At 45.7% G+C, this 16,552-nt stretch carries 21 protein-coding genes; 7 read left to right on the top strand and 14 right to left on the bottom strand.

Annotation, left to right across the window (positions count from 1 at the left end):
• Window positions 1-113: 113 nt before the first annotated feature.
• Window positions 114-1,751, bottom strand: coding sequence for an NAD+ synthase (locus OA79_RS03210; RefSeq protein WP_063331784.1), 1,638 nt, complete (start codon window positions 1,749-1,751; stop codon window positions 114-116).
• A gap of 73 nt (window positions 1,752-1,824) precedes the next feature.
• Here OA79_RS03210 and OA79_RS03205 point away from each other — a divergent pair, with 73 nt between their 5' ends.
• Window positions 1,825-2,085, top strand: a complete 261-nt coding sequence (locus OA79_RS03205; protein ID WP_063331783.1) for a PP0621 family protein — start codon at window positions 1,825-1,827, stop codon at window positions 2,083-2,085.
• Here the strand turns inward: OA79_RS03205 and OA79_RS03200 are convergent.
• The 5 genes from OA79_RS03200 to OA79_RS03180 all read right to left on the bottom strand — a co-directional run bounded on the left by OA79_RS03200 (window position 2,069) and on the right by OA79_RS03180 (window position 5,240).
• Window positions 2,069-2,521 (bottom strand): hypothetical protein, encoded by a 453-nt coding sequence (locus OA79_RS03200; protein WP_063331782.1) that lies wholly within the window; start codon window positions 2,519-2,521, stop codon window positions 2,069-2,071. The two genes, OA79_RS03205 and OA79_RS03200, sit on opposite strands and share 17 nt — an antisense overlap.
• Window positions 2,518-3,414, bottom strand: a complete 897-nt coding sequence (locus OA79_RS03195; RefSeq protein ID WP_063331781.1) for a hypothetical protein — start codon at window positions 3,412-3,414, stop codon at window positions 2,518-2,520. The genes OA79_RS03200 and OA79_RS03195 overlap by 4 nt, the downstream gene beginning before the upstream one ends.
• Complete coding sequence (locus tag OA79_RS03190; RefSeq protein WP_063331780.1) at window positions 3,414-3,776, bottom strand: hypothetical protein; 363 nt, start codon at window positions 3,774-3,776, stop codon at window positions 3,414-3,416. Before OA79_RS03190 ends, OA79_RS03195 begins: the two co-directional genes overlap by 1 nt.
• Window positions 3,773-4,306, bottom strand: a complete 534-nt coding sequence (locus OA79_RS03185) for a GspH/FimT family pseudopilin (protein ID WP_063331779.1) — start codon at window positions 4,304-4,306, stop codon at window positions 3,773-3,775. Before OA79_RS03185 ends, OA79_RS03190 begins: the two co-directional genes overlap by 4 nt.
• A 67-nt stretch (window positions 4,307-4,373) precedes the next feature.
• Window positions 4,374-5,240: an alpha/beta hydrolase gene (locus OA79_RS03180; protein WP_063331778.1), complete on the bottom strand. Its 867-nt coding sequence runs from the start codon at window positions 5,238-5,240 to the stop codon at window positions 4,374-4,376.
• 88 nt (window positions 5,241-5,328) lie between these two features.
• On the opposite strand from OA79_RS03180, the gene pabB reads away from it, so the two are divergent.
• Entirely contained in the window at window positions 5,329-6,765 is a 1,437-nt protein-coding gene (gene pabB, locus OA79_RS03175) for an aminodeoxychorismate synthase component I (RefSeq protein WP_063331777.1), read from the top strand.
• A gap of 8 nt (window positions 6,766-6,773) precedes the next feature.
• Window positions 6,774-7,433 carry an NUDIX hydrolase gene (locus tag OA79_RS03170; protein WP_063331776.1) on the top strand — a complete coding sequence of 220 codons (660 nt, stop codon included), beginning with the start codon at window positions 6,774-6,776 and terminating at the stop codon, window positions 7,431-7,433.
• On the opposite strand, the gene OA79_RS03165 is transcribed toward OA79_RS03170, so the two are convergent.
• Window positions 7,430-7,705 (bottom strand): LysR family transcriptional regulator, encoded by a 276-nt coding sequence (locus OA79_RS03165; protein WP_063331775.1) that lies wholly within the window; start codon window positions 7,703-7,705, stop codon window positions 7,430-7,432. The two genes, OA79_RS03170 and OA79_RS03165, sit on opposite strands and share 4 nt — an antisense overlap.
• A gap of 111 nt (window positions 7,706-7,816) precedes the next feature.
• Here OA79_RS03165 and OA79_RS03160 point away from each other — a divergent pair, with 111 nt between their 5' ends.
• Complete coding sequence (locus tag OA79_RS03160) at window positions 7,817-9,163, top strand: anti-phage deoxyguanosine triphosphatase (RefSeq protein WP_063331774.1); 1,347 nt, start codon at window positions 7,817-7,819, stop codon at window positions 9,161-9,163.
• Between the two features lie 7 nt (window positions 9,164-9,170).
• On the opposite strand, the gene OA79_RS03155 is transcribed toward OA79_RS03160, so the two are convergent.
• Window positions 9,171-9,542 carry an STAS/SEC14 domain-containing protein gene (locus OA79_RS03155; protein ID WP_063331773.1) on the bottom strand — a complete coding sequence of 124 codons (372 nt, stop codon included), beginning with the start codon at window positions 9,540-9,542 and terminating at the stop codon, window positions 9,171-9,173.
• 189 nt (window positions 9,543-9,731) lie between these two features.
• Between OA79_RS03155 and OA79_RS03150 the strand changes: the two genes are divergently transcribed.
• Window positions 9,732-10,526, top strand: coding sequence for an AraC family transcriptional regulator (locus OA79_RS03150; protein WP_063331772.1), 795 nt, complete (start codon window positions 9,732-9,734; stop codon window positions 10,524-10,526).
• Between the two features lie 78 nt (window positions 10,527-10,604).
• The gene (locus OA79_RS03145; protein ID WP_063331771.1) at window positions 10,605-11,252 is read left to right on the top strand and encodes a LysE family translocator; all 648 of its coding nucleotides are present in this window, start codon (window positions 10,605-10,607) and stop codon (window positions 11,250-11,252) included.
• A gap of 103 nt (window positions 11,253-11,355) precedes the next feature.
• Here OA79_RS03145 and OA79_RS03140 read toward each other — a convergent pair whose 3' ends face one another.
• The 3 genes from OA79_RS03140 to OA79_RS03130 all read right to left on the bottom strand — a co-directional run bounded on the left by OA79_RS03140 (window position 11,356) and on the right by OA79_RS03130 (window position 12,929).
• A complete protein-coding gene (locus OA79_RS03140; RefSeq protein ID WP_063331770.1) occupies window positions 11,356-12,042 on the bottom strand; it encodes an HAD family hydrolase in 687 nt (228 codons plus the stop codon).
• Between the two features lie 112 nt (window positions 12,043-12,154).
• The gene (locus OA79_RS03135; RefSeq protein ID WP_063331769.1) at window positions 12,155-12,520 is read right to left on the bottom strand and encodes a VOC family protein; all 366 of its coding nucleotides are present in this window, start codon (window positions 12,518-12,520) and stop codon (window positions 12,155-12,157) included.
• A 64-nt stretch (window positions 12,521-12,584) separates the two neighbouring features.
• Window positions 12,585-12,929: a hypothetical protein gene (locus OA79_RS03130; protein ID WP_063331768.1), complete on the bottom strand. Its 345-nt coding sequence runs from the start codon at window positions 12,927-12,929 to the stop codon at window positions 12,585-12,587.
• A 237-nt stretch (window positions 12,930-13,166) separates the two neighbouring features.
• On the opposite strand from OA79_RS03130, the gene OA79_RS03125 reads away from it, so the two are divergent.
• Complete coding sequence (locus tag OA79_RS03125) at window positions 13,167-15,002, top strand: ABC transporter ATP-binding protein (RefSeq protein ID WP_063331767.1); 1,836 nt, start codon at window positions 13,167-13,169, stop codon at window positions 15,000-15,002.
• Between the two features lie 65 nt (window positions 15,003-15,067).
• On the opposite strand, the gene OA79_RS03120 is transcribed toward OA79_RS03125, so the two are convergent.
• From OA79_RS03120 to OA79_RS18590, 3 genes are all read right to left on the bottom strand, one after another.
• Entirely contained in the window at window positions 15,068-15,640 is a 573-nt protein-coding gene (locus tag OA79_RS03120) for a hypothetical protein (RefSeq protein WP_063331766.1), read from the bottom strand.
• A gap of 291 nt (window positions 15,641-15,931) precedes the next feature.
• Window positions 15,932-16,426 (bottom strand): hypothetical protein, encoded by a 495-nt coding sequence (locus OA79_RS03115; protein ID WP_156486208.1) that lies wholly within the window; start codon window positions 16,424-16,426, stop codon window positions 15,932-15,934.
• A gap of 30 nt (window positions 16,427-16,456) precedes the next feature.
• Window positions 16,457-16,543 carry a hypothetical protein gene (locus OA79_RS18590; RefSeq protein ID WP_442919194.1) on the bottom strand — a complete coding sequence of 29 codons (87 nt, stop codon included), beginning with the start codon at window positions 16,541-16,543 and terminating at the stop codon, window positions 16,457-16,459.
• Window positions 16,544-16,552: the final 9 nt, after the last annotated feature.

The raw sequence follows: 16,552 nt of genomic DNA, 5'->3' as shown, positions 1-16,552 counted from the left end.
TCTAGCAATAGAAACTTAAGAACAACGCCCTTTATTATCCCCTTTTAAAGTGCGTTGTTCTTTCCTTCGTTCTATCTTATCAAACCCATTAAACGAGGCTATCAAGCGAGAGATTACTCGCCAATATGCCAGCCATTAGTAATGGGGTATCGACGATCACGACCAAAGCCACGGGCAGTAATACGCACACCTGTTGGCGCTTGGCGACGCTTGTATTCATTGACATCCACCAAACGTAAAACACGATACACCGTATCTCGATCAAACTGATGCGTTGCTAAAATGGCTTCGGCACTCATGTCTTGCTCAATGTACATATGCAAGATCTGATCAAGAATGTCGTAGCTTGGTAAGGAATCCTCATCCTTCTGATCAGGCGCCAATTCTGCGGATGGTGGACGCGTAATGACGCGCTCAGGAATCACATAACCTAAGGTGTTTCGGTAGCGACAAAGTTTAAAAACTAGGGTTTTAAACACGTCTTTTAACACCGAATAACCGCCTACCATGTCACCGTACAAAGTGGCGTAACCTACCGCCATTTCACTCTTATTGCCGGTGGTCAAAACCATGTAGCCCTTTTTATTGGAAATCGCCATCAGCGTCACACCGCGAGTACGCGCTTGCAGGTTTTCTTCCGTGGTGTCTTTGTCGTAACCTTCAAATTCTGGCGCTAAGACATCATTAAACGCCGACACCATGGATTCAATCGGCAACACACTGTATTTCACACCCAATAAGTTGGCTTCTTCTTCCGCATCTTCAAGACTAATAGACGACGTATAGGTGTATGGCATCATCACCGCTTGTACACGATCAGCGCCAATGGCATCCACCGCGACAGCCAAAGACAAAGCGGAATCTATACCACCACTCAAGCCTAAAACAATGCCTTTAAAACGGTTCTTCTCAATGTAATCACGCAGCCCCAGCACCATCGCCTGATACACACTGGCCTCTTCACTCAAAGCCGGAGCAATGATCGCGGACACCGGCTCAACCTTATGACTTTGGCCGTCATTCACGATAAAGTCAGTACAGTACAATCCAGACTCAAACCAAGGCGCTTGCATGACTTTTTCGCCTTTCGCATTGACCACAAACGAGCCACCTTCGTAAACCAATTCATCCTGCGCGCCCATGTAATTTACGTAGACAATCGGCAAGGTGGTTTCCGTCGCACGCTTATGCAGCAAGGTTTCGCGCTCGCCCATTTTTTCAATGTGGTACGGCGATGCATTTAGGTTTAGGATCAGTTCAGCACCAGCGGCTTTGGCTTGCGCTATGGGTTCTGGGTGCCAGATGTCTTCACAAATACTCAGCCCCACCTTAACGCCTTTAATGTTGACCAAACCGGCGTCACGGCCTTCGCTAAAGTAACGTTTGTCATCGAATACGAGGAAATTCGGCAACTTCTGCTTGGCGTACTCAACCAACATCTGACCCTGATAAATAACCCCAGCGCAGTTAAACAACTCACCATCAATGCGTCTTGGGTAACCTAATACTAAATAAATACCCGTTACCTCAGCTTGAATTTTCGCCAAGGCCGATTCAATACGCGGTTCTAAACTAGGGCGCAGTAATAAGTCTTCTGGGGGATAGCCCGTCAATGTTAATTCGGGAAAAACCACGACATCAGCCTGCTCTTGATCACGGGCTTTGAGGGCCGCATCAATCACAGATTGGGTGTTCTTGCTAATATCGCCGACCAACATATCCAGTTGGGCCATTGCAATTCTTAATGTCATACCGTTGCTATCTCATCAACTCTGTTAGAATATGCCCTTTATTGTCTGGAATTAGCCAACTTAGGTAAAGTATATGATCGTCCGTTTGATCGTTTTTGTTGCGATTTTCTTTATTGGCTGGTGGTTATACCGCCAATTTGTCATTTTGAAAGGAAAAAAAGCACCGACTAAGCACAAAAAGTCGTCATCAGAGTCACCATCCACAGAACAAGAAAGCATGGTTCGTTGCCAACAGTGCCAGACTTATGTTCCTCGTTCTCATGCTATACATGACCAAAAAGCACGAGCTTTTTGCAGCGCTGAACACTTAAGAGCGTTCAATCAAGCAGAGTAAGCCAACCTTGGTGCCGCAGGATTCGATTTTGCCACCACCAGCAATGGTAGCTTTGTTGATTAATGGAAGCACAGAGACGATGGAATTCCATACCATCGTCTCTTTCATATCGATGCCATTGATACAACACCGTTCGCCCCTCGCTACGCCATTCTATTTGTTCTAGGCTAGCGTTGTCTTGTTGCAACGGACAAAAGCCAAGACAGTGAGAGTCACTTGCTTGCGAAAACTCAGGGGCGCCCACCAGCAAGCGTATAAAGTCTTGCCACACGGACTGCTCATCTGCCACCGCTTGCAATTGACCACGCCACTGGTATTGCGCCAGCAACCTGTCTTGAAACGCCATCGACATACTGGCGACAACCAACAGCAATACCAGCACTGGCAAGCCTAACCAACCCGCTAAGGTGGGCTGATGCAAGGCCAGCGGATTCACAGGCCCCCTCCTTGTAACTCAATAATCTGATTGCCCACTTGCTGACAAGGACGGTGATATTGCCACTCCTCTCCTCGCATAGAAAGATAAGCTTGTGGCACAGCTTCGGCTAGATCTGGATGACAATCCCCGAGGCGATATTGATATTCCACCCACAAGGCACGAACATGTTGCAAATCATAATGGCCGTAACGGGTGTCTAAGGTGTCGACGAAACCATTTTGATCCTGATCCAACAAGGGGAAAATCGATAAACGCTCGATGCCATCCCATAGTTCTAACGCATTACCACTGACCTCAGGGGAGCGCCATAACGCACCTTGTCCCGTTTTCCCTTCCGCCAAATACCAATAAAAACCGTCTTCACTGGCAATCACACCAGACAGCCCAAGCACGTCATCTGTGCTAAAGGCGACTTGCGCACCTTGGCTAGAAATCCCCACGACGTGTCCCAAAACACTCCCATCACAACTACTGAAGCGCGCTTGATCCCCCACTTTCCAATGGCAATCCAGTGCCACCGTCAACGGGTTTTCGGTCACCTCTATCGCACCACGGCACAAACCATGATCCCTTGCCAGCAACCAATCCGAACCAGAAACCAAAGAACGAGCAGACAGGCGAGCGGGGGAATTCGCTGCGCTTTCAATGGTAAGAGACATGGCACTGTGCTGATGACATTGCGCTGGCAGCAAACGTTGCCACTGAGAACGAAAATGCGCATCAATGGCGGATTGAAGGGTTTGCCCTTGTTGATAAGCCTGATGCTTCCATTGCTCAGCTTGCCTGTCCCGCAAGGCGTTCATCATAAAAGGTAAGCAGAGTCCCAACACCGCACAAGCGATGAGCAATTCAAATAAAATGCCGCCCATTAACGCCATACGAGACCCCATTATTTCGCTGACTCCAATAAAGGCGTAACAGGCAACAGACTGGCTTTAAACCATTGCTGAAGGTTCTGCTGAGTACAAACCAAGCAATCTGGATAATCAATAACCGGATCGACTGTCTCTACGTCATCGACTAAAAAACCAACATCCTGCCCTAATAAATGCGCCATCCGTTGTGCTTTCTGACGATTTCGTTCAGCCTTGATCTGCGCATCACTCAAAGACAAACTGTGCCACTGAGCCTCATTTTGCTGCATGATGGCCCACAAAATGACACCAATGACGACCAAGCAGAGTGAAACTTCCAGCAACACCCAGCCACCTTGATGAGTCTTCAACGGCCTTATTTGCAATGACTTTTTCATGTGCAGTCTTCCACACTCAATGGCGCTGACTGTGGCAAAGACTGCAAAGACGACACATAAAATCGACCACTTTGATTGAGCACCAACGCCATTTTCCAACGCCCTAAACAAAACACAAACGTACCGTTTTGATAGCCGGATAAGCCATTAAGCTGATACTCAATTTGTGTTTTCTGAGCCGGAAAGCCTCGCCAAGCGACCAATAAGCTCGAGGCAAATGAGATACTAGTGAACGTTTTTTCAGCCTGACCCGATTCACTATGTTGATACACACGAAACCCCGTTGACCAATCCCCAGTACAATGTCGAACCCCGCCACAAAGGTAACTGAGTCGACCACTGGCCACCGCCAATTGACGTGCTTGAGTTAAGCCATTGGCTAAACGCGCGACTTCTGTTTTGAGCGTCCGTTGATTTTCTAGATCTTGATTAACAGAGAGGAAGTGGGACGAGCCAAGGTGCGCCAATAAGCTCAGAATTGCCAACACGCACAACAGCTCCAATAAGGAATAACCATATTGCTGGACCATAGAACGCCTCCTTGTTCTATTGTTTTATGGGTGAGCTTCCTGCTCACCAATCTATCCTAGCGTAAGCTTAAGACGAGGCAAACCACTTATTCAAATGCTTGGCAATTTGCCTCGGCTTTTGAAAGGGCAATGAGTGATCACAGGCACTCATCACTGTGTGTTGCCATGCGGCATTGCGTTCGCTTAATAACTCATAATGCTGTTTTAATGCCTCATGACTCAATTCACCAGAGAACAAGAAGACTTCCGGTGACGCTTCTATCATGGCATAACGAACATGTGGATTATGGGCCGCCTGTTCAACAAAGTCAGTGACCGCATCCAATGCATAGGCAAAACCAAACGGTCGATGTGCCAAACGGGATTGCGTGGTGGCTTCTGCCACAGGGTGCTTACGGCGATTGGGCGACACACCGTCCATAAAGCAGGCAACCCCCAGTTCCACATCCCCCGTTTCACGAATCAATTGCGAGGCACGACGATACTTTTGGCGTACCTCCTTTAAATGACTGAGGTCTTGTCGATCCAGCGACGCTGGTTCTAACAAGGCCATTTTCACTGGCGATTGACCCGCTTGATGACGTTGAAAATTTAAATTCAGCGCCACTAAACCGCCCAGGGAATACGCCACCAAATCAAACTGAGTCCAGTTTAGATGATCCAGCAATGCCATCACGTCAGCGGTCAAATCCGCAATCGATACGGCCTTTTCTTCCCCATCCCCATGAAAAGAATCCCCCATTCCTTTTAAATCAGGAATCAGCAGCCAACGCCAAGGCGTCAAATAAGGCAACATAGGAGAAAAGGTAATATCGCCAGCCACACCCGCACCATGCAACATTAAACAAGCGGCATCCGAAGTGGCATTAGGGTTTTCGTGTAAGCGATACGCAATACGTGCATTGGGCAAAGAAAGAAAAAAAACGTCAGACACTTGTAATTAACCTGTGAGGACCCTTATTAAAGGAATACAATATTCGCTATTCCATCTGCGGTAACATTTTACTAGGTAATAAGACAAAATGTCAGAAATCAAACGGATAAATCTTCCTTATCAGTCCAATTTACTCGCTTTTTACGCCGCCGTTCGAGATTTACCTTACCCAGCCTTACTGGACAGCAACCACGAACATTTCAGCGACACGCGATTTGATATTTTGGTGGCCAATCCCCTTGCCCGCATTCATGGCAATCATCAACAAGCGGATCAAAGCAAGGTTATCCAGTGGACAGAAACACCTTTGTACACCTTATCCAAACAACAAAACCCGATGGCCTTACTAAAGGAGTTAATGTCACGTATTTGCCAAGAAAGCTGGGCGCAATCAGCCCCTAAGGACTTACCTTTTACGGGTGGACTATTGGGCTATTACGGTTACGAAAGTGGTCATTACGTCGAGCAGCTGCCGGACAGCGTCAGCCATGACATCCAACTCGACACATTCAACATGGGGCTTTACGGCTGGGCGGTTGTTACTCATCATCAGACGCAAAAAACCGAGCTGATCTACACACCTTGGTGTCACGAAGAGGACATCAGTCAATTGATCAACCGTTTTACCAGTGCAGCGGATGATGTCTTAGTACATCATGATTTATTGGCAAAACACGCTTTCGAGCTGACCTCAGCCTTTACCTCCAACATGACCGCCGAAGACTACGCCAACAAGTTTGCCAAGGTACAGGACTACATCCAAGCGGGCGACTGTTATCAAGTCAATTTAGCACAACGCTTTACTGCTCAGTATCAAGGCGACACGTTTACCGCTTATCAAGCGCTTCGCCAAGTCTGTCCCACGCCTTTCTCCGCTTACTTAGAATTCTCTGCGCAACAAAGCATACTGAGTCATTCGCCAGAACGCTTTCTGTTATGTGATCAAGGTCGAGTCGAATCCAAACCCATTAAAGGCACCATTGCCCGAGGGGAGACCCCTAAAGAAGATCAAGCCAACGCCGAGACCCTGTTGTCGTCAGAAAAAGACCGCGCCGAAAACCTCATGATTGTCGATTTACTGCGCAATGATTTAGGTCGCACCTGTTTAACTGGCAGCATTAAAGTACCTAAGTTATTCGCCTTGGAAAGTTACGCTAACGTGCATCATCTGGTGTCCACGGTGGAAGGTCGTATCGACAAAGCCGAACACAACATTCACGTGTTCCAGCAAAGTTTCCCTGGTGGCTCGATCACAGGCGCCCCTAAAATTCGTGCCATGGAAGTCATTGATGAACTGGAACCTCATCAACGTTCCGCTTATTGTGGTTCCATTGTTTACTTCAGCAGCAATGGTCAAATGGACTCCAGTATCACTATTCGCACCTTGGTGGCCGATCAGGGTAAATTACATTGTTGGGCTGGTGGCGGTTTGGTTGCCGATTCAAAATGTGAAGAAGAGTACCAAGAAACCTTTACCAAAGTAGGCAAATTAACCCATACTCTAGAAAGAGATTTTTTGAAGTAGGTCTTACCATGTCAGACATAGAGCAGTTTTTGAATGCTCCCCCAATTGACCTTAGTTTAGATGACATTCGTGCCGCCTTAGACAAAACACCTTATCGGCAGAGTATCCATAACCCAGACGAAGAGATGTTTCCGCAGGGTTATGAATTAGATTACCGTTCTGCGGCCGTATTGATTCCGATCTGGCAAGCACCAGAAGACGGCGAACTGTATGTGTTGCTGACTCAACGTGCCCTTCACATGCGCAACCACCCAGGTCAGATCGCATTTCCAGGTGGTAAACACGACCCAGATGACGCCAGTATCCAGTACACAGCACTGCGAGAAACCTTAGAAGAAGTTGGCTTAGCGCCAGATTGCTTCGATTTACTAGGAGAACTTGGGGAGTATTGTACTTTATCAGGTTTCTGCATTAAGCCGATTGTGGCTGAGATGACACGCCGAAGTGAACTGAGCTTATGTGAAGAAGAGGTCAAATCCGTCCACTGGGTTCCGTTACGTCACTTACTGACGCCGCAAAACTATGCGTTCAAACAGCGTAAACTGGATTCCATATCGCGTGGCTATTTTGAAGTCTATTACCAAGACATCCGAATTTGGGGAGTGACAGCAGGTATTTTATACGGCCTTTACCAGACCCTATCGAGACACCTTACCAACCGTCCTTAATGGGCGTGTTCGGCCACTCTTTCCCACGAGGTCATAAAGTCGCGGTAACAGCCTTCGAGTTGGTCTATGTGTTTGAGTAACACTTTACCTGCTTGGGTCAGTTCAATTCGACGTCCATGACGTATCAGTAATGTTTCACCCAATTCTTTCTCCAGCTTTTGAATATGCTGACTGATCGCTGGTTGCGTCAAACCCAATTGCTTAGCAGTGAGCGTAAAGCTTCCTGTCTCCACCAAGGCTTTGTATGTCATTAAGTGTTGAGTATTAAGCATAAAGATTCCTTATAATAAGCTCCATTATGCCCAAGGCTTTTTTAACGAACATTGACCTATATCGTGTTTTCATGAAAGATTGAGGTTTCTTTACCTTAATAGATAAAAAACATGACAGTGGCAAACAATGAGATGTTACCTTGGCAAGAAAGACAATCTGGCCATAAAGAATCCCGCGACAATGATTATCGAACCCCGTATCAAAGGGACAGAGCGCGCATTATTCACAGCGCGGCGTTTCGTCGTTTGCAATCCAAAACCCAAATTCTAGCGATACGTCAAAACGACTACAGCCGCACTCGCCTTACCCATTCTCTAGAAGTCGCGCAAATTGGCAACGGCATTGTTCATCACCTCAAGTTTAGCGCCGCTGCCGATGCCGACTTTCAGCCTTGGCTAGCAGACGACGCACTGATTGAAACTGTCTGCCTAAGTCATGACATTGGCCACCCACCCTTTGGTCACGGTGGCGAAATTGCACTCAATTATACGATGCTGGATCACGGTGGTTTTGAAGGTAATGCGCAATCATTACGCATCCTTGGTAAACGTGGCTCCTACTCAGAAAATTACGGTATGGACGTGACCCGTCGCGCTTTGCTCGGCATACTAAAATACCCAGTACGACACAATCAAGTGGTTGGCCAATACCCAGAAAAGCCGAACAATTTCCGCCAATTCAAAGCCGCGAATTGGGCCCCACCAAAATGCGTTTACGAAGAGGAAAAAGCACTACTGGAATGGATCATTGAACCCTTCCGCCACGCCGACAAAACCGCCTTACAGGGTGTTCATCGCAGCTCACCTGAAGCACATGGAAAAGCCTTACACGCCAGTTTCGATACCAGCATTATGGATTTGGCGGATGACATTGCATACGGCGTACACGACCTAGAAGACGCCATTGTGCTCGGTATGGTCACCAAAGACATGTGGCAAGAGCATTTGGAGCCGAAACTGTCGGCGCTCGCCTCTCCTTTCTTGAAAGACCACCTCAACACCTTACGAACTCAGCTGTTTAGCCGTCAAAGCCATTTACGCAAAGAAGCCATTGGCAATTTAGTCAGCTGGTTTATTACCTCTTGTCAGGTGGTGGAAAACCCGAATTTCGAACACCCATTATTGCGTTATCATGTGGGCTTACCGGAGGGCCAACGACAAGCCTTGGCCCTACTCAAGCAGTTTGAGATGCAACACATTATTCAACGCCCAGAAGTGCAAATGTTGGTCTACAAAGGCCAACAGATGCTGTTAGAAATGTTCGAAGCTTACAGTGCCGATCCGGCCAGATTGTTGCCCAGAGAAATCGCTCGTGAATGGCAAAAAAGTTGTGATCAAGGGGAAAGCGGCCAGCGCATCATTTGCGACTACATGGCCTCCATGACCGACGACTACGCCAGCCGCATGTACAATAAACTGTTCGTGCCAAGCTTAGGCTCAGTGTTCGAACCCATGTAAGGGCTTGCTAGGATTCCGCCGCCAGCCATGCCTCGGCGGCCGCTTTGTCAGCCAGTGGGAAAGCTTTAATGTCGAGGCCTGGAATCAACAGTCCTTCAATCTCACTGACTTTCTGCAGCCATTTTTCATCAGTCAGCACCGCGGCTTTACGAAACTGACCGACCAAACCAAACAGGGTAGGTAATTTCGATAATTTAATGCCAATGGCACTAAACGACGGCATATGAAAGGCCGCTATCTCATACAACATTGTGCCTTTTTCAATCCCTTTCGCCAAGAGAATAAACTCATTTAACGCTACTTCCATTTGCCCTGAATCCATCTGGCCATCAAACTCAATGTGTAAATGGTTTTCACCTTGTTTTTCAATGCGGAACATAACCTTCTCCTTATGAAGCAGCAATCAGTGACTTTAACGTTAGACCTTTTCCCTGAGAGTGTCAGTTTTTTACAAGACAACAAACCATTCCTACATTAAGCTAATCAATGAAATCAACGACTGAGGCACGACCTTCACCAATAACAGCACCTTCATAAATCACAGTAGCGTCTTGGATAAAGCACCAACATGGACAAAGTACAACACTTCACATCGTCTGACCCTGGCGTGAGTTTAATCAGCGGACATTATCAATCCTTCGAATTTGACCGCCATTACCACCTTGATTATCACTTTGGGCTCATTACAGAAGGTCAACAAGCCTTTGCGTCACAAGGTGAGCGTCAGCGTGTTGGGCCGGGCGACATTGTCATCATGCCGCCGGATGTCCTACATGATGGTCGTGCACTAGAAGCGTCCGGTTATAAAACACAGGTCTTTTCAGTAGAGCCACACTGGTTTCACGACCTAAACATCACAGGATCGCCCCATAGCCAATTGGCCTTTCCTCACAATGTCATTCAAGACCCTGCGGTATTCCACTCACTCAACCAAGCTTATGTGGCCCTGTGTGATGAAAACATCAGCCAGCTAGCCCGTGACTGTTTGCCCTACGACGGCTTCTCGCCCTTGATCGAACGTTACGGTCAAAACCGCATCAGACCAACATACGCCTTAGGAAAAAGTGATCTAGAACGATTGCGGGAATTTTTACTGGCCCATCTGGCCGAACCGGTTTCTCTACCACAACTGGCCGACTTGTGTGACCTCAGTCAGAGTCAATTACAACGCCAGTTTAAAGCCAAAGTGGGCATGACACCTTACGCTTGGTTTACTCGCTTGCGCCTTGAGCAGGCCATGAAACTATTAAAAGCCAAGATCCCCGGCACGGACGTGGCACACCAAGTCGGCTTCTACGATCAAGCTCACTTTAGCAAAGCCTTTAAACACAGCTTTGGCCTTCCCCCTTCACAAATTCGTTAAGCGTCAGTATTTTACAAGCTCAATCCAAAAAGATTGGCGATAATACACTTCTTCCTATCACAAACAGTAGAAAACAGAATGAACGAAGTATCCCTCTTATTCACCTTAGCACTAGTGCATTTTGTTGCTTTAATCAGCCCAGGACCCGACTTTGCCCTCGTGGTACAAAACGCGTCCCGTTATGGTCGCCAAACCGGTTTTTACATTGCCCTTGGCTTGTCATTAGGCATCTTAACTCACGCCGTTCTTAGCATTACCGGCATCAGCTTGCTGGTGCATCAGCAACCCACCTTATATCGTCTATTGCAGGGAATAGGAGGCAGCTACCTGTTGTACTTGGGAAGCACGGCACTCATTGGCACATGGCGAAATTGGCAACAAACCACCGAGCTGAGTGACCCTGATGGGAAAGCCCTGCTCACGCAAAAACATCAGGCTTTTTCAAAAGGCTTCTTAACCAACCTATTCAACCCAAAAGCATTGGTGTTCTTCATCAGCCTCATATCCAGCTTAATACCAGCCAGCATGTCATGGGCTGGCAAAGGTTCCGCCTTAGTCATTATTTGGGGATTGTCTCTTGGTTGGTTCAGCGCCTTAGCTTGGCTACTCACCAAACCCGCTAGCCAAAAAGCCCTCCGCCGGGTAAGCCGCTACATAGACTTGCTATGTGGATTGGTCTTCTTTGTGCTGGGCATCGGGATTCTATGGCGGCTGGTGTTTCATTGAGAACAGGATGGAAGACGCTGATGCATTAAAACAGAGTTACGAACTGACCCTAACATAAGCCAACGCTTACTTTTTCAGTGGTAAATTACGACGATTCCTTGTCCTACTGATAGTGATTGCGAGCGGATTTACTCTCGATAAATTCAGCGATCCACTGTGTCGCGGCATTGAGATTACGGCATTTATGAATTGTTCCTACAAATAAATCTCTTACCCGACTTGATGTGGAGACACCAACACACTCAATACCTGCATCAATTGCCGCCACACTGCCATTATAGGTGTCTTCAATCGCCAAGCATTCTGAAGGCTGAAGACCTAATTTCTCTGCGGCTAATAAATAACAATCAGGCGCAGGTTTACTATTGATGACATCATCACCCGAAACAACAACGGAGACGTATTCATGAAATTCATGACATTTAAGCGTGACATCGACCCCTTCTCTACCAGCACCGGTGACAATGCCAATTTTAAAACCTTGCTCATGGAAAAAACGCACTGAATCCATCGCCCCTGCCATAAGAGGGAAAGCGTGTTCCGATAAATATCGATTGGTCGCTGCAGACTTGGCCAACACAAGCTCTGAAGGCTTAGCCGCTATAGCGTAATGTTTAACCATTGTGACCGCATTTGACGTGGTTGGAATACCAGCATATTGGTTCGTATAGTCCTCAAGAGTTAACTCAATATCATACTCTCGAAGCACGTCCCTCCACATCTCAAAATGCGCCTGTTCTGAATCTACTATGGTCCCATCATGATCAAAAAGTATGGCTTTAATTGTCATAAAATCCCTTATCATTTGGCCGCTGACGCCTCTCAAGAAGCCATCAGTCGTGCGCTAAAGTACAGAATAATGAGGTCTAACGGTTGCTTCCCCACTGACGAGAGCGATTGCACTATTTATTCTGGGCGATGCGCCACAAAACGCCACTCGGGTCAGTGAGACAAAATTCGAGCATTCCCCAAGGTTGTTCGATAAGCTCCGTCACCGTAACACCAAACTCATCAACAAGATTCAGCGCTAGGATATGCTCGTACCAACTTTGAGCATCTTCCACCAAAAGATGCATCATAAAATTATTACAATGAACCGCTTCATAAAAGTCTTGGAGCAAAAACGAACAAACGCCAGATTTAAAATAAGCGATGCCTTCAAATTCAGACGCCATTTCAAAACCAATAAACTGATAAAAACGCTTAGAGCATTCAAAGTCCTTAGCAGGAACGAATGACTTTATTTCCACTGCCTTCAAATTTGCCATTTTACACACCTATCCTTACCTGTCTTTATCGTCTACTCGCAAGCGCCAACGATAATGCACATCGCTAACCTTGCAGTCTTTTCGCCCAGTTTCCATCATGAGATTGGACACAATTTTCTTCCGTATCATACGACACATGCCTTTGGACATTCCTAACCTTAAGGCCCAAAGCATTAAACTCAGCATGGATTTGCTGCTCAAGTTGGCCGCACAATGGCGACGTTTTAAACGCCTCAAGATGCTCATTGGTATCAAACACACAAACCACCTTCAAACTCTCAGGAAAGCGATCATAATTCACACTGTGGGTTAACCACTCAAAGCCATTAAGACTTTTCAACGCCGATTCACACACATCAGTAAGGGCGATACGGATTTGATTATCGAGTTTCTTATCGGATTTACGCATAATAATTTGGCATCATAAGTCAGTTAAATTCGCTTGGCGGAATACCCTATTATTGAAGAACCACCTGTGCCTTTGAAGTTAGCATTTAATTTAGCTCTGACCCTAATGATTAATATAAGGATAAGCTCAAAAGGACAGAAAACAGGAATTTTGGACAGTAAAGGACGATGATTTAAATGCCTAAAGACCACGAAAAATACCTTATAATATCGGCACTCATTAACGCTAGGACAAACAATGAAGCCCGCTGCCGCACCTAAAAATACCGTCGATAAGAACATGTTAGGTGTGTTTCGCTACAGTCGTCGCGCTATTGAATTAGTGTGGCAAACCTCTCCAGCGCTAACCATTGGCTTGGCAATAGCCACCTTGATTGCGGGTGTTGTCCCTGCAGCGATGGCCTATGTGGGGCAGTTAATTGTCGATGCGGTGGTCGCCGCCATGGCAATGTACCAGCAAGATCAAATTCTGCATTATCAAACCGCACTTAACTATGTTGTCGTAGAAGGCATTTTGGTTTTAATCATTGCTGCTGCCCAACGCTCGATCACTGCTCAACAGGCCATATTACAAGGTTTACTAGGGCAAAAGGTCAACATGCTAATTCTGCAGAAAGCCCAGACATTAACACTCTCACACTTTGAGGATTCCGAATTTTACGACAAGCTGGTTCGCGCCCGTCGCGAAGCCTCTAGTCGTCCACTCGCGCTGGTCAATAAAACTTTCGCTCTTATCCAAAACGCCATCTCTCTTACAAGCTTTGCGGTTTTATTATGGCAATTCTCTCCTTGGGCCTTAGGGTTATTAGTGCTCGGCGCGTTACCCGCTTTTGTGGCTGAAGCCAAATTTTCAGGGGATGCCTTCATCATGTTCCGCTGGCGCTCCCCAGAGGTTCGTCAGCAAAATTATTTGGAAACCCTATTATCTAGGGAAGACAACATCAAAGAAGTACGACTCTACCAATTAGGCGAGCGCTTCTTACAGCGTTACGCGGAAATTTTTCTCAAGCTATTTAAAGAAAGTAAGCGTTTAATTCTACGTCGTGAAAGCTGGGGGTTTGCTCTAGGCATCATCAGCACTCTGGTGTTCTACGGTGCTTACGGCTGGATCGTCAGCGACACGATTATCGGTGCCATTACACTGGGACAGATGACCATGTACCTGTTGCTGTTCAAACAAGGGCAAAGCTCGGTATCCGCTTCGTTAACCTCGATTAGCGGCATGTACGAAGACAATCTTTACCTGTCTAACTTGTATGAATATTTGGAACAAGAAACGCCCTCATCGCAACAAGGTCTACTGGTCGGCCCAAAGCCCAACGATGGCATTCGCTTCGAGAATGTCAGCTTTCAATACCCCGGCAGTACAAAACCCGCCCTATCGGCAATCAATCTGCATATTAGACCTGGACATAGCCTCGCCATTGTCGGGGAAAATGGTTCAGGGAAAACCACCTTAATTAAGCTACTTACTCGTCTTTATAACCCGACTGAAGGGCGAATTTTGCTCGATGGCTTAGATTTGCTTGAATGGGACGAAACCACCCTATTAAAACGGGTTGGTGTGATATTCCAAGACTTCGTACGCTACCAATTCATTGTCGGTGAAAACATAGGGGCAGGCGACAATGACCGTTTCAACGATCAAGCAGGCTGGCAAAAAGCCGCTGAACTAGGCAAAGCCACCGACTTTATCGACCAATTAGAAAGCGGCTATAACACGCAACTGGGCCGCTGGTTCAAAGATGGACAAGAACTGTCTGGTGGCCAATGGCAAAAAGTCGCCCTAGCTCGCGCGTTTATGCGCGAAGAAGCCGATATACTGGTTCTCGATGAGCCCACCGCGGCCATGGATGCCCAAGCAGAAGCCAATATATTCCAGCATTTCCAAGAGCACACCAAAGACAAGATGGCGATTTTAATATCCCATCGTTTCTCTACGGTTCGCCTCGCCCACGAGATCATCGTCATGGGTCAAGGCCAAATCAAAGAACGTGGCACCCATGAAGATCTACTTGCCCAACAGGGTCAATATGCTCACTTATTTTCGCTACAAGCACAGGGCTATCGCTAAACGAAATGCAAAAGACATCAAAAGCCCATATTTATTGGCTAGGATTATGAGCCTGATTATTCCAATTACATCGAACTAGAAGAATAACCTGATTGTTGAGAACGGCCTAAACGAAGCTTGAGAGAATCCATTTCTTTTCTAAGCGAAATAATTTCCTGCTTTAGATTTTCCATCTGTCTGTTAAGCTCAGGATTCGGATTAGTAACTCTGAGCATTAATGTCTCTAAGTCATCCCTGCTTTTTTCCATTGAATCCATTCTTTGAAAAATAGTTGGTCCTGTAGGGCCCTCCGGAGGGAAAAGGTATTCTTCAATAAACTTAATTCTATCGTGGTGATTTTCCGCTAAAGTCGATATTTGAGACTTTAAGTTAATAATATCTTGCTCTTTTGTGTCCATCATTGTCGTCCATATTGAGATTAGGTTTGTAGTTATAATAATTGGGAATAAACATTTAGCAAATAACTGGGTGGAATGATTGCTCCAATCTCTCAAATCTAAATTTTGATGAGCTTTTTCAGTCCTCGTAGTAACATGACGAGCCAAGATTTTTTTTCTTTTTGGTCTCAGATAGAGCCATATACCAATTGGAGGGATTATCAGCACTAGAAAATTTATGATATTAATCGTAAGTCCCATTCATCCTCCTTGATTTCATTGACGTTCTGATCATTAACTAATCCTAAGCGAAAGCATCACTTTAACTCGAATCTTTTATCATACTTTCTTAAAATCTAAAGTAAAATCTAAAGGGTCAGAGTAAAATTAAGTATGATTTTACCCTAAATCACTGAGATTCGTATCCTGGGCACTGGGTAATATTAGAGTTAAGTTCTATCAACTTTGAGCATGACTTACCATTCTAAATCCTCCCCAGATATTTGAGGAAATCTCCAATGATCTGGTAAGGATAATTTCACTCTGACTCTTTTAGTTAGAAAAACTTCTATCCACAGCAAGAGTTTCAATAATTTTTTCTTGATAAGAGCGAATCATTGGAAAACTGTCGACATTTACAAACAATTTTATAAAATCTTCTTTCTGCAAGTTTTCTATATCTGTACCTCTATACAACATGGAGAAAATCTTATTTTCATTTTTTCTGTTAGAGAGCATTAGGTTTAATTTCATCACACGAGCAAGCTCTTCTTGATAAAGAAAAAACTGCCTTAAGTGTGTATCAATAACATCTGATTTACCTGCCTGACTTTCTGTTAAAACCTCATCGATAAGTCGGTTTTGTCTAGATCGAGACGCAATGGCATCATCCATTACTCTAACCCAACTTTCTTTTGATTCAGATAATAAACTCAAGAAATACAATGTTCTAGCTTTATTATAATTAATAAATCCTGGCCACATAACATCTTCTATTGATATTTCAAGAGCTCTATCGAACTGTTCACATGCAGAATTCAAATACATGAGGTTGCCACAATAAAACGGATAAAATAATTAAGAGGCATACTGAGCCTCATAATCAACTGGCGCTACGTAATCTAAAAATGCATGACGCCGCTTTCGGTTATAAAATACTTCAATGTATTCAAA

The organism is Marinomonas sp. TW1, assembly GCF_001625355.1.
Taxonomy (GTDB): Bacteria; Pseudomonadota; Gammaproteobacteria; order Pseudomonadales; family Marinomonadaceae; genus Marinomonas.
This window is presented reverse-complemented; position numbering and strand designations above follow the sequence as displayed.

What these genes read in the sequence shown, in the direction of transcription:
- OA79_RS03160 (WP_063331774.1), top strand. Translation starts at nt 7,817, where the DNA reads ATGACAGTGGCAAACAATGAGATGTTACCTTGGCAAGAAAGACAATCT.
- pabB (WP_063331777.1), top strand. Translation starts at nt 5,329, where the DNA reads ATGTCAGAAATCAAACGGATAAATCTTCCTTATCAGTCCAATTTACTC.
- OA79_RS03205 (WP_063331783.1), top strand. Translation starts at nt 1,825, where the DNA reads ATGATCGTCCGTTTGATCGTTTTTGTTGCGATTTTCTTTATTGGCTGG.
- OA79_RS03150 (WP_063331772.1), top strand. Translation starts at nt 9,732, where the DNA reads ATGGACAAAGTACAACACTTCACATCGTCTGACCCTGGCGTGAGTTTA.
- OA79_RS03115 (WP_156486208.1), bottom strand. Translation starts at nt 16,426, where the DNA reads ATGTATTTGAATTCTGCATGTGAACAGTTCGATAGAGCTCTTGAAATA.
- OA79_RS03125 (WP_063331767.1), top strand. Translation starts at nt 13,167, where the DNA reads ATGAAGCCCGCTGCCGCACCTAAAAATACCGTCGATAAGAACATGTTA.
- OA79_RS03130 (WP_063331768.1), bottom strand. Translation starts at nt 12,929, where the DNA reads ATGCGTAAATCCGATAAGAAACTCGATAATCAAATCCGTATCGCCCTT.
- OA79_RS03185 (WP_063331779.1), bottom strand. Translation starts at nt 4,306, where the DNA reads ATGGTCCAGCAATATGGTTATTCCTTATTGGAGCTGTTGTGCGTGTTG.
- OA79_RS03155 (WP_063331773.1), bottom strand. Translation starts at nt 9,542, where the DNA reads ATGTTCCGCATTGAAAAACAAGGTGAAAACCATTTACACATTGAGTTT.
- OA79_RS03120 (WP_063331766.1), bottom strand. Translation starts at nt 15,640, where the DNA reads ATGGGACTTACGATTAATATCATAAATTTTCTAGTGCTGATAATCCCT.
- OA79_RS03135 (WP_063331769.1), bottom strand. Translation starts at nt 12,520, where the DNA reads ATGGCAAATTTGAAGGCAGTGGAAATAAAGTCATTCGTTCCTGCTAAG.
- OA79_RS03195 (WP_063331781.1), bottom strand. Translation starts at nt 3,414, where the DNA reads ATGGGGTCTCGTATGGCGTTAATGGGCGGCATTTTATTTGAATTGCTC.
- OA79_RS03165 (WP_063331775.1), bottom strand. Translation starts at nt 7,705, where the DNA reads ATGCTTAATACTCAACACTTAATGACATACAAAGCCTTGGTGGAGACA.
- OA79_RS03140 (WP_063331770.1), bottom strand. Translation starts at nt 12,042, where the DNA reads ATGACAATTAAAGCCATACTTTTTGATCATGATGGGACCATAGTAGAT.
- OA79_RS03210 (WP_063331784.1), bottom strand. Translation starts at nt 1,751, where the DNA reads ATGACATTAAGAATTGCAATGGCCCAACTGGATATGTTGGTCGGCGAT.
- OA79_RS03170 (WP_063331776.1), top strand. Translation starts at nt 6,774, where the DNA reads ATGTCAGACATAGAGCAGTTTTTGAATGCTCCCCCAATTGACCTTAGT.
- OA79_RS03145 (WP_063331771.1), top strand. Translation starts at nt 10,605, where the DNA reads ATGAACGAAGTATCCCTCTTATTCACCTTAGCACTAGTGCATTTTGTT.
- OA79_RS03190 (WP_063331780.1), bottom strand. Translation starts at nt 3,776, where the DNA reads ATGAAAAAGTCATTGCAAATAAGGCCGTTGAAGACTCATCAAGGTGGC.